This window comes from Streptomyces flavofungini, from assembly GCF_041028215.1.
GTDB classification, from domain to species: Bacteria; Actinomycetota; Actinomycetes; order Streptomycetales; family Streptomycetaceae; genus Streptomyces; species Streptomyces flavofungini_B.
Genome location: NZ_JASKYR010000244.1, coordinates 1 through 11,448 on the forward strand (window position 1 = coordinate 1; position 11,448 = coordinate 11,448).

Consider the following 11,448-nt stretch of genomic DNA (forward strand, 5'->3'; position numbering starts at 1 on the left):
CATTTAGCTCCGAGAGGGGTCAGCCCGGTACGCTCACCGCCGTGCCACACGCTGATCAGTCCCAAACCACCCAGAAGGGCGCTCCCGTGACCTACCCGGGACCGCCGCGGCCCGACCAGGTCTCCGCGGCCTCACTGACGGAGCTCGCGGGCCATCTGGGCGTAGACGTCCAGGGCGACGCGGCGATCACGGGCATCACGCACGACTCCCGCGCGGTGCGCCCCGGTGACATCTACGCCGCGCTGCCCGGCGCCCGCATGCACGGCGCCGACTTCGTCGCGCAGGCCGCCGACCTCGGCGCCGCGGCCGTTCTCACCGACCCGTCCGGCGCCGAGCGCGCGGCCGCGACCGGCCTGCCGGTCCTGGTCGTCGAGAGCCCCCGCGACGTGATGGGCGAGCTGGCGGCCACGGTCTACGGCCACCCGGGCCGCGACCTGCTCCAGATCGGCATCACCGGTACGTCGGGCAAGACCACGACCGCGTACCTCATCGAGGGCGGCCTCAAGGGCGTGCGCTCGACCGGCCTGATCGGCACGGTCGAGATGCGCATCGGCGACGAGCGCATCAAGTCCGAGCGGACGACCCCCGAAGCCACCGACCTCCAGGCGCTGTTCGCGGTGATGCGCGAGCGCGGCGTCGAGGCGGTCGCCATGGAGGTCTCCAGCCACGCCCTGGTGCTCGGGAGGGTGGACGGCTGCGTCTTCGACGTCGCCGTCTTCAACAACCTCAGCCCGGAGCACATGGAGTTCCACTCCGGCATGGAGGACTACTTCCAGGCCAAGGCGCAGCTCTTCACCAAGCGCCGCTCGCGCGTCGGCGTGGTCAACTTCGACGACGAGTACGGGCGCCGCCTCATCACCGAGTCGGAGGTGCCCGTCACCACCTTCTCCGCCGAGGGCCACCCCGACGCCGACTGGCGCGCCGAGGACGTCGAGGTCGGACCGCTGGACTCGACGTTCGTCGCGGTCGGCCCCCAGGGCGAGCGGATCAGCGCCAAGTCGCCGCTCGCGGGCCCCTTCAACGTCGCCAACACCCTCGCCGCGATCGTCTCGCTGGCCGTCGCGGGCATCGACCCGCAGCAGGCCGCCGACGGCGTCGCCGCGGTGCCCGGCGTCCCCGGCCGCCTGGAGCGCGTCGACGCGGGCCAGCCCTACCTCGCCGTCGTCGACTACGCCCACAAGACGGACGCCGTCGAGTCGGTCCTGCGCGCGCTGCGCAAGGTGACCGAGGGCAAGCTGCACATCGTGCTCGGCTGCGGCGGCGACCGCGACAAGACCAAGCGGATGCCGATGGGCGCCGCCGCGGCCCGCCTCGCCGACACCGCCGTACTGACATCGGACAACCCCCGTGGCGAGGACCCCCTCGCGATCCTCGCCACGATGCTCGCCGGCGCCGCCGACGTACCGGCCCACGAGCGCGGCGACGTCGCCGTCTTCGAGGACCGGGCCGCCGCGATCCGCGCGGCCGTCGTCCGCGCGCGGCCGGGCGACACCGTGCTCGTCGCGGGCAAGGGGCACGAGCAGGGACAGGACATCGCCGGGGTGGTGCGTCCCTTCGACGACCGCCTCGTGCTTCGCGAAGCTATCCAGCAAACCCAGGGATGAAGTTGTGATCGCCCTCTCCCTCGCCGAGATCGCCACCGTCGTCGGCGGGCAGACGTACGACATACCGGATCCGGCCATCGAGGTCACAGGACCGGTCGTCCGGGACTCCCGTGAAGTGGCGCAAGGCAGCCTCTTCGTCGCCTTCGTCGGCGAGCGCGTCGACGGCCACGACTACGCGGCCGACGTGATCGCGGCGGGCGCGGTCGCCGTGCTCGCCGCGCGGCCCGTCGGCGTGCCCGCCATCGTCGTGGACGACGTGCAGGCGGCGCTCGGCGCCCTCGCCCGCCATGTCGTGGAGCGGCTCGGCTCGACCCTCGTGGCGCTGACCGGCTCCGTCGGCAAGACCAGCTCCAAGGACCTGCTGGCCCAGGTCCTCGGGCGCAAGGCACCCACGGTCTTCACGCCGGGCTCGCTCAACAACGAGATCGGCCTGCCGCTGACCGCGCTCAGCGCCACCGAAGAGACGCGCTTCCTCGTCCTGGAGATGGGAGCGCGCGGAATCGGCCACATCCGCTACCTCACCGGTCTCACGCCGCCGAAGATCGGCCTCGTCCTGAACGTCGGCACCGCCCACATCGGCGAGTTCGGCGGTCGCGAGCAGATCGCGGTCGCGAAGGGCGAGCTGGTGGAGTCGCTGCCCGAGGACGGCGCCGCCGTGCTCAACGCCGACGACCCGCTGGTGCGCGCCATGGCCTCCCGTACGAAGGCCCGCGTGATCTTCTTCGGCGAGGCCGAGGACGCCGACGTACGTGCCGAGAATGTCCGGCTCACTCCGATCGGACAGCCCTCTTTTACGCTGCACACACCCTCCGGGTGCAGCGACGTGACCTTGCGGCTGTACGGTGAGCACCACGTGTCGAACGCGCTTGCCGCGGCCGCCGTCGCCCATGAGCTGGGCATGTCCGCTGAAGAGATCGCCCTCGCGCTCTCCGAGGCGGACACGCTGTCCCGCTGGCGGATGGAGGTCACCGAGCGCCCGGACGGTGTGACGGTCGTCAACGACGCCTACAACGCGAACCCCGAGTCCATGCGAGCGGCCCTGCGCGCGCTCGTGGCCATGGGCAAGGGACGTCGTACGTGGGCGGTGCTCGGTCACATGGCCGAGCTCGGGGACGAAGGTCTCGCCGAGCACGACGCGGTCGGACGCCTTGCCGTCCGGCTCAACGTGAGCAAGCTCGTGGCAGTCGGGGGCAGGGAAGCGTCCTGGCTCCAACTGGGCGCATACAACGAGGGTTCGTGGGGTGAGGAGTCGGTGCACGTGTCCGACGCACAGGCGGCGATCGACCTGCTGCGCAGCGAGCTGCGCCCGGGAGACGTCGTACTGGTGAAGGCGTCCAGATCGGTCGGTCTCGAGAAGGTCGCCGCGGCGCTGCTCGAGAACACCGCGGTGTCTTCTGAGGGGCAGGTCTCCGGCCGATGAGGCAGATCCTCTTCGCGGGTGTGATCGGGCTCTTCCTGACCCTGGTCGGCACCCCGCTGCTGATCAAACTGCTCGCCCGCAAGGGCTACGGCCAGTTCATCCGGGACGACGGCCCGCGCGAGCACCACAGCAAGCGCGGTACGCCGACCATGGGTGGTATCGCCTTCATCCTGGCCACGCTCATCGCGTACTTCCTCACGAAGATCATCACGGGCACGGAGACGACGCTCTCCGGTCTCCTGGTGCTCTTCCTGATGGCGGGCATGGGCCTGGTCGGGTTCCTCGACGACTACATCAAGATCGTCAAGCAGCGCTCGCTCGGTCTGCGCGCCAAGGCGAAGATGGCCGGTCAGCTCATCGTCGGCATCGGCTTCGCCGTGCTCGCGCTCAACTGGCCGGACAACCGCAACCAGACCCCGGCCTCCACCAAGCTGTCGTTCGTCACGGACTTCGGGTGGTCGATCGGCCCGGTCCTGTTCGTGGTCTGGGCGCTGTTCATGATCCTCGCGATGTCGAACGGCGTGAACCTCACCGACGGCCTGGACGGCCTCGCCACCGGCGCCTCGGTGATGGTCTTCGGCGCGTACACCTTCATCGGTGTCTGGCAGTACCAGGAGTCCTGCGCCAACGCCACGACGCTGACCAACCCCCAGGCGTGCTTCGAGGTCAGAGACCCGCTCGACCTGGCGGTCGTGGCCTCCGCGCTGATGGGCGCCTGCTTCGGCTTCCTGTGGTGGAACACCTCGCCCGCGAAGATCTTCATGGGTGACACCGGCTCGCTCGCCCTCGGCGGCGCGCTCGCGGGCCTCGCGATCTGCTCCCGCACGGAGCTGCTCCTCGCGCTGCTCGGCGGCCTCTTCGTGATGATCACCATGTCGGTCGTCATCCAGGTCGGCTCGTTCAAGCTGACCGGGAAGCGCGTCTTCAGGATGGCGCCACTCCAGCACCACTTCGAACTCAAGGGGTGGTCCGAGGTCCTTGTGGTGGTCCGCTTCTGGATCATCCAGGGCATGTGCGTGATCGTCGGCCTCGGACTCTTCTACGCGGGATGGGCAGCCGAAAAGTGACCACTGCGTCCGACTGGCAGGGCAGGAACATCACCGTCGCCGGCCTCGGCGTGAGCGGCATCAGCGCCGCCCGCGCCCTGGCCGGCCTCGGCGCCTCGGTGACCGTCGTGGACGGCGGCTCGTCGGCCGGGCACGAGGAGCGCGCCGCCGCCCTGCGGGCCGACGGCGTCTCCGTACGCCTGGGGGACGCGGCGACGCTGCCGCCCGGCACCGATCTGGTCGTGACCTCTCCCGGCTGGCCGCCCTCGGCGCCGCTCTTCGCGGCGGCGGCGGACGCGGGCGTGGACGTCGTCGGCGACGTCGAGATCGCCTGGCTCCTGCGCGGCCCGGACGCGCCGCCGTGGCTCGCCGTCACCGGCACCAACGGCAAGACGACGACCACGCAGATGCTCGCCTCCATCCTGACGGCGGAGGGCCTGCGCACGGCCGCCGTCGGCAACATCGGCACCCCGATCGTGGACGTCGTCCTCGAAGGCGACGACGCCTACGACGTGCTCGCCGTCGAGCTGTCCTCCTACCAGCTGCACTGGGCGCCCTCACTGCGCGCCCACTCCGCGGCCGTCCTGAACCTGGCGCCCGACCACCTCGACTGGCACGGCTCCATGGAGGCTTACGCGGCCGACAAGGGGCGCGTCTACGAGGGCAACCAGGTCGCGTGCGTCTACAACGCCGCGGACAGGGCGACCGAGGACCTGGTCCGCGGGGCCGACGTCGAAGAGGGCTGCCGCGCCATCGGTTTCACGCTAAACGCGCCCGCCCCCTCGCAACTGGGCGTCGTGGACGGCATCCTCGTCGACCGTGCGTTCGTACCGGACCGCCAGAAGCAGGCCCAGGAGCTGGCCGAGGTCTCCGACGTGCGCCCGCCCGCGCCGCACAACATCGCCAACGCGCTGGCCGCCGCGGCCCTCGCCCGAGCCTTCGGCGTGCGGGCGACGGCCGTCCGCGACGGGCTGCGCGCCTTCCGCCCCGACGCCCACCGCATCGAGCACGTCGCCGACGTGGACGGCGTGGCCTACGTGGACGACTCCAAGGCCACCAACACCCACGCCGCCCAGGCGTCGTTGGCGGCGTACGAGCCGATCGTCTGGATCGCCGGCGGCCTCGCCAAGGGCGCCACCTTCGACGAGCTGGTGGCCGGGTCCGCGAAGCGGCTGCGCGGGGCCGTGCTGATCGGCGCCGACCGGGCGCTGATCCGCGAAGCCCTCGCGCGACACGCCCCCGAGGTCCCGGTCGTCGACCTCGACCGGACCGACACTGGTGCGATGTCCGAGGCGGTACGGCGGGCGGCAGAGCTCGCCGAGCCGGGGGACACCGTCCTGATGGCCCCGGCCTGCGCCTCGATGGACATGTTCACCAACTACAACAAGCGTGGTGAGGCGTTCGCGGACGCCGTCCGCGCACTCGGCTCCACGCGCGCCTGACCGGCTCTCGGGTCCGGCCGGCGCCGGGCACATCCTTGGGAGGGAACGTGGCCAGGTCTTCCGTGCGGGTCGCCAAGCGACCGGCTCCCGTGCGCGCCAGAAGCGCCTCCCACCCGCCGGGCGAGAGCGGGCCCCGACGGCTCGTGACCCGCCTCCGCCGGGCGTGGGACAGGCCGTTGACGGCGTATTACCTGATCTTCGGCAGCAGCCTGCTGATCACCGTCCTCGGCCTGGTGATGGTCTACTCGGCCTCGATGATCCAGGCGCTCCAGCTGAACCTGCCCGCGTCGTACTTCTTCCGCAAGCAGTTCGTGGCCGCCGTGCTCGGCACCGGGCTGCTGCTGGTCGCGATGCGGATGCCGGTCAAGCTGCACAGGGCGCTCGCCTACCCGATGCTCGCGGTGACCGTCTTCCTGATGGTCCTGGTGCAGATCCCGGGGATAGGGCGCAGCGTCAACGGCAACCAGAACTGGATCTACCTGGGCGGGCCCTTCCAGCTCCAGCCCAGTGAGTTCGGCAAGCTCGCCCTGGTCCTGTGGGGCGCCGACCTGCTCGCCCGCAAGCACGACAAGCGGCTCCTCACCCAGTGGAAGCACATGCTGGTGCCGCTCGTCCCCGTCGCCTTCATGCTGCTCGGCCTCATCATGCTCGGCGGCGACATGGGCACCGCGATCATTCTCACGGCGATCCTCTTCGGACTGCTGTGGCTGGCGGGCGCGCCCACCCGGCTCTTCGCCGGGGTGCTCGGCATCGCGGCCGTCCTCGGTGTGATCCTCATCAAGACCAGCCCCAACCGGATGGCGAGGCTCGCCTGCATCGGCGCCACCGAACCGGGCCCCTCGGACCAGTGCTGGCAGGCCGTGCACGGCATCTATGCCCTGGCCTCCGGCGGATTCTTCGGTTCCGGACTCGGCGCGAGTGTGGAAAAATGGGGTCAACTGCCGGAACCGCACACCGACTTCATCTTCGCCATCACGGGGGAGGAACTCGGCCTGGCAGGGACGCTGTCGGTGCTCGCCCTGTTCGCGGCTCTAGGCTATGCGGGTATCCGCGTGGCCGGACGCACGGAGGACCCCTTCGTACGGTATGCCGCGGGAGGCGTGACCACCTGGATCACGGCACAGGCCGTGATCAATGTCGGTGCGGTGCTCGGTCTGCTGCCGATCGCCGGTGTCCCGCTCCCGCTGTTCTCCTACGGGGGTTCGGCCCTGCTGCCGACCATGTTCGCCATCGGGCTCCTCATCGCCTTCGCGCGATCGGACCCCGCTGCGAAGGCGGCCCTGGCCATGCGGCAACCTCGGGTGAGATGGAACACGATGCGACGGCGCGTCAAGGCGCGTTCGTCCGGAGAGCGGTGAATTTCGGTGCATGTCGTACTCGCCGGCGGGGGGACCGCCGGCCACATCGAGCCCGCGCTCGCCCTCGCGGACGCCCTGCGGAGGCAGGACCCCACCGTGGGCATCACGGCCCTGGGCACGGAGCGTGGACTCGAGACCCGACTCGTTCCCGAGCGGGGCTACGAACTGGCGCTGATCCCGGCCGTGCCCCTGCCGCGCAAGCCCACCCCTGAGCTGATCACCGTCCCGGGACGGCTGCGCGGCACCATCAAGGCGGCCGAGCAGATCCTGGAGCGCACCAAGGCGGACTGCGTCGTCGGCTTCGGCGGTTACGTGGCCCTTCCGGGCTATCTCGCGGCCAAGCGGACCGGGACGCCCATCGTCGTGCACGAGGCCAACGCGCGGCCCGGTCTCGCCAACAAGATCGGCTCCCGGTACGCCCACGGGGTGGCCGTCGCGACGCCCGACAGCAAGCTGCGCAACTCCCGCTACATCGGCATCCCGCTGCGCCACACCATCGCCACGCTCGACCGGGCCCGGGTCCGCCCGGAGGCGCGCGCCGCCTTCGGCCTCGACCCCAACCTGCCGACCCTGCTCGTCTCGGGCGGCTCCCAGGGCGCCCGGCGGCTCAACGAGGTCGTCCAGCAGGCCGCGCCGGTGCTCCAGCGCGCGGGCATCCAGATCCTGCACGCGGTCGGCCCGAAGAACGAATTGCCGCAGGTGCACCAGATGCCGGGGATGCCCCCCTACATCCCGGTACCGTACGTGGACCGGATGGACCTCGCGTACGCGGCGGCGGACATGATGCTCTGCCGCGCGGGCGCGATGACCGTCGCCGAACTCTCCGCCGTCGGGCTCCCCGCCGCCTACGTCCCGCTGCCGATCGGCAACGGCGAACAGCGGCTGAACGCCCAGCCGGTGGTCAAGGCGGGCGGCGGACTGCTGGTCGACGACGCGGAACTGACGCCCGAGTGGGTGCAGGGCAACGTCCTGCCCGTCCTCGCCGACCCGCACCGGCTGTACGAGATGTCCCGTGCCGCCTCCGAGTTCGGCCGCAGGGACGCCGACGAGCTGCTCGTCGGCATGGTGTACGAGGCGATTGCGTCACGCCGCAACGCGTGAGAAGGCAGGGGACCGTGGCCGGACCGACCACAGCCGAACGGCAGCAGAAGAAGTCCGGCCCGCCCCGCCCGCAGCGCGTACGCCGCCCGGGCCTCGCGCGCGCGCGAAAGCTCATCGTGCTCCTGGTCCTTCTCGTCCTCGTCGTGGCCGGGGGCGTCTGGGTGCTCTACGGCTCGCCGTGGCTGCGCCTGGAGCGGGTGCGGGCCTCGGGCACCGGGGTCCTGACGCCCCAGCAGGTGACCGACGCGGCGGACGCCCCCGTCGACGCCCCACTGATTTCGGTCGATACGGATGCCATCGAAGCCCGGCTCCGCTCGAAATTGCCCCGAATTGACTCGGTTGATGTCACCCGGTCATGGCCGCACGGAATCAGTCTCGAAGTGACGGAACGCAAGCCGGTTCTCCTCATCGAAAAGGGCGGAAAGTTCATCGAAGTGGACGCCAAGGGAGTGCGATTCGCCACGGTCGAGCGCGCGCCCAAGGGCATCCCGCTTCTGGAATTGGCGCTGGACCGGGAGAGCGGGGCGGCCAGTCTGCGCAGGTTCGGCACCGACCGGCTCCTCCGTGAGGCGGTCGGGGTCGCCGGTGACCTGCCGCGCGCCGTCGCACGTGAGACACGGAACGTCAAGGTCCGTTCGTACGACTCCATCTCGCTGGAGTTGAGCGGCGGCCGCACCGTCGAGTGGGGAAGTGGCGAGAAGGGGCGTACGAAAGCCAGCACACTCGTGGCGCTGATGAAAGCAACCCCGAAGGCGCGGAACTTCGATGTGAGTGTCCCCACCGCCCCTGCCTCGTCGGCGAGTTGACGGTCGTCGTCGCAGGCCAGCACCCTGATTCGGCAGCGCTATGGCTGATCACATAGGGTGAAAAGAAAAACGGGAGGTTCGGCGTGTTCGTTGAACGTGCGCCACTTGTCGACTTAGTGTCCTGTTCGGAAGAGTCCAGGGAACAGGCACACTGGTAACCCTAAACTTCAGCGTTAGGGTTCGGGTCGGCGTTCGGACCGTCCCATTCGGCATCAGTCGTCGCATCGCCCCAGAGCGAAACGGCGACACGTAACTCGAGGCGAGAGGCCTTCGACGTGGCAGCACCGCAGAACTACCTCGCAGTCATCAAAGTCATCGGTGTCGGCGGCGGTGGTGTCAATGCCATCAACCGGATGATCGAGGTCGGTCTCAAGGGCGTCGAGTTCATCGCCATCAACACCGACGCGCAAGCCCTGTTGATGAGCGACGCCGACGTCAAGCTCGACGTCGGCCGTGAACTCACACGCGGACTCGGCGCCGGCGCCAACCCGGCCGTCGGCCGCAAGGCGGCGGAGGACCACCGCGAGGAGATCGAGGAGGTCCTCAAGGGGGCCGACATGGTCTTCGTCACCGCCGGTGAAGGCGGCGGCACCGGCACGGGCGGCGCACCCGTCGTCGCCAACATCGCGCGCTCGCTCGGCGCCCTCACCATCGGCGTGGTCACCCGGCCGTTCACCTTCGAGGGCCGCCGCCGCGCCAACCAGGCCGAGGACGGCATCGCGGAGCTGCGCGAAGAGGTCGACACCCTCATCGTCATCCCCAACGACCGGCTGCTCTCCATCTCGGACCGGCAGGTCTCCGTCCTCGACGCCTTCAAGTCGGCGGACCAGGTCCTGCTCTCCGGCGTCCAGGGCATCACCGACCTCATCACCACCCCCGGCTTGATCAACCTCGACTTCGCCGACGTCAAGTCGGTCATGTCCGAGGCCGGTTCGGCACTCATGGGCATCGGCTCCGCCCGCGGCGACGACCGCGCGGTGGCCGCCGCGGAGATGGCGATCTCCTCGCCGCTCCTCGAAGCCTCCATCGACGGCGCGCGCGGCGTGCTGCTCTCCATCTCCGGCGGCTCCGACCTCGGCCTCTTCGAGATCAACGAAGCGGCCCAGCTCGTCAGCGAGGCCGCACACCCCGAGGCCAACATCATCTTCGGCGCGGTCATCGACGACGCGCTCGGCGACGAGGTCCGGGTCACCGTCATCGCGGCGGGCTTCGACGGCGGACAGCCGCCGTCCAAGCGCGACACCGTCCTCGGCTCGGCCTCCGGCCCCGCCAAGCGCGACGAGTCGGCACCGCCGTCCGCCGCGCCCGCGCGGCCCGCCGAATCGTCCCGTCCCGCCTTCGGCGGCCTCGGCAGCGTCACCCCGCGCGATGAGCCGTCCGCCCCGGAGCCCGCGGAGACGGCACCGACGGCCGGTGAGACCCCGGCCGCGCCCGTGGCGCCGCCGCAGGTGCCGCCGGCCCGTCCGTACCAGGACAGCCAGGCCGAAGAGCTGGACGTGCCGGACTTCTTGAAGTGATAAGCGAGCACAGCACCACGAGCGGCGCGCACTTCGCCTTCACCGACCGGTGGGGCGGGGTGAGCGCCGTTCCGTACGAGGAGCTCAATCTCGGCGGGGCCGTCGGCGACGACCCCGGGGCGGTGCGCACCAACCGCGAGCTCGCCGCCAAGGCCCTCGGCATCGAGCCGGACCACGTGGTCTGGATGAACCAGGTGCACGGCCGGGACGTCGCGGTCGTCGAGGGGCCCTGGGGGCCGGGCGCGGAGATCCCGGCCGTCGACGCGGTCGTCACCGCCCGCAGGGGCCTCGCCCTCGCCGTGCTGACCGCCGACTGCACGCCCGTGCTGCTCGCCGACCCCGTGGCCGGGGTGGCCGCGGCGGCGCACGCCGGGCGCCCGGGGATGGTGGCCGGGGTCGTCCCGGCCGCCGTCGAGGCGATGGTGAAGCTCGGCGCCGACCCGGCCCGCGTGCTCGCGCGCACGGGCCCCGCCGTCTGCGGGCGCTGCTACGAAGTCCCGGGAGCGATGCGCGCCGAGGTCGCCGCCGTCGAGCCCGCGGCGTACGCCGAGACGAGCTGGGGCACGCCGGCGGTCGACGTGACCGCCGGGGTCCACGCCCAGCTCGAACGGCTCGGCATGCGCGACCGGGGGCGGTCCCCGGTGTGCACGCTGGAATCCGGTGACCACTTCTCGTACCGCCGCGACCGCACCACCGGTCGCCTGGCGGGCTATGTCTGGCTGGACTGATAGGGCGATGACGGACCGTAGAAGCGAACTCGCGGCCAATCTGGCGCAGGTCGAGGAGCGCATCGCCGCGGCGTGCGCCGCGGCGGGGCGCAAGCGCGAGGAAGTGACCCTCATCGTGGTCACGAAGACCTATCCCGCGAGCGATGTGCGCATTCTCTCGGAACTCGGCGTGCGCCATGTCGCGGAGAACCGCGACCAGGACGCGGCGCCGAAGGCCGCGGAGTGTGCGGATCTGCCGCTTACCTGGCACTTCGTGGGCCAGTTGCAGACCAACAAGGTCCGTTCCGTGGTCGGTTATGCCGATCTGGTGCAGTCCGTTGACCGCCCCAAGCTGGTCACCGCCCTCTCGGCGGCGGCGGTGCGCGCGGAGCGCGAGGTCGGCTGCCTGCTCCAGGTCGCGCTCGACGCCGAGGAGCACGGGCGGGG

9 protein-coding genes and 1 pseudogene are annotated in these 11,448 nt (G+C 70.9%); all 10 read left to right on the plus strand.

The features are described from left to right. Positions 1-1,604: UDP-N-acetylmuramoyl-L-alanyl-D-glutamate--2,6-diaminopimelate ligase (locus AB8Z36_RS18320; RefSeq protein WP_369214401.1), on the plus strand; the 1,604-nt coding region annotated here is incomplete at its 5' end. A gap of 4 nt (positions 1,605-1,608) precedes the next feature. Next, positions 1,609-3,024, plus strand: a complete 1,416-nt coding sequence (locus AB8Z36_RS18325) for a UDP-N-acetylmuramoyl-tripeptide--D-alanyl-D-alanine ligase (RefSeq protein WP_369214402.1) — start codon at positions 1,609-1,611, stop codon at positions 3,022-3,024. Beyond that, complete coding sequence (gene mraY, locus AB8Z36_RS18330) at positions 3,021-4,091, plus strand: phospho-N-acetylmuramoyl-pentapeptide-transferase (RefSeq protein WP_030783859.1); 1,071 nt, start codon at positions 3,021-3,023, stop codon at positions 4,089-4,091. The genes AB8Z36_RS18325 and mraY overlap by 4 nt, the downstream gene beginning before the upstream one ends. Next, positions 4,073-5,512, plus strand: coding sequence for a UDP-N-acetylmuramoyl-L-alanine--D-glutamate ligase (murD, locus tag AB8Z36_RS18335; RefSeq protein WP_369214403.1), 1,440 nt, complete (start codon positions 4,073-4,075; stop codon positions 5,510-5,512). Before mraY ends, murD begins: the two co-directional genes overlap by 19 nt. 47 nt (positions 5,513-5,559) lie before the next feature. Further along, complete coding sequence (gene ftsW, locus AB8Z36_RS18340) at positions 5,560-6,870, plus strand: putative lipid II flippase FtsW (RefSeq protein ID WP_440581943.1); 1,311 nt, start codon at positions 5,560-5,562, stop codon at positions 6,868-6,870. 6 nt (positions 6,871-6,876) lie between these two features. Beyond that, the gene (gene murG / locus AB8Z36_RS18345) at positions 6,877-7,971 is read left to right on the plus strand and encodes an undecaprenyldiphospho-muramoylpentapeptide beta-N-acetylglucosaminyltransferase (protein ID WP_369214404.1); all 1,095 of its coding nucleotides are present in this window, start codon (positions 6,877-6,879) and stop codon (positions 7,969-7,971) included. 14 nt (positions 7,972-7,985) lie between these two features. Then, positions 7,986-8,777 (plus strand): cell division protein FtsQ/DivIB, encoded by a 792-nt coding sequence (locus AB8Z36_RS18350; RefSeq protein WP_369214405.1) that lies wholly within the window; start codon positions 7,986-7,988, stop codon positions 8,775-8,777. A gap of 275 nt (positions 8,778-9,052) precedes the next feature. After that, positions 9,053-10,294: a cell division protein FtsZ gene (gene ftsZ / locus AB8Z36_RS18355; protein WP_369214406.1), complete on the plus strand. Its 1,242-nt coding sequence runs from the start codon at positions 9,053-9,055 to the stop codon at positions 10,292-10,294. Further along, positions 10,291-11,022, plus strand: coding sequence for a peptidoglycan editing factor PgeF (pgeF, locus tag AB8Z36_RS18360; RefSeq protein ID WP_369214407.1), 732 nt, complete (start codon positions 10,291-10,293; stop codon positions 11,020-11,022). Before ftsZ ends, pgeF begins: the two co-directional genes overlap by 4 nt. 7 nt (positions 11,023-11,029) lie before the next feature. Then, positions 11,030-11,448 (plus strand): annotated as a pseudogene (locus tag AB8Z36_RS18365) (YggS family pyridoxal phosphate-dependent enzyme); the annotation flags it as partial.

Excerpts from the sequence above, each read along its gene's own strand:
- mraY (WP_030783859.1), top strand. The coding sequence starts at position 3,021 with ATGAGGCAGATCCTCTTCGCGGGTGTGATCGGGCTCTTCCTGACCCTG.
- murD (WP_369214403.1), top strand. The coding sequence starts at position 4,073 with ATGGGCAGCCGAAAAGTGACCACTGCGTCCGACTGGCAGGGCAGGAAC.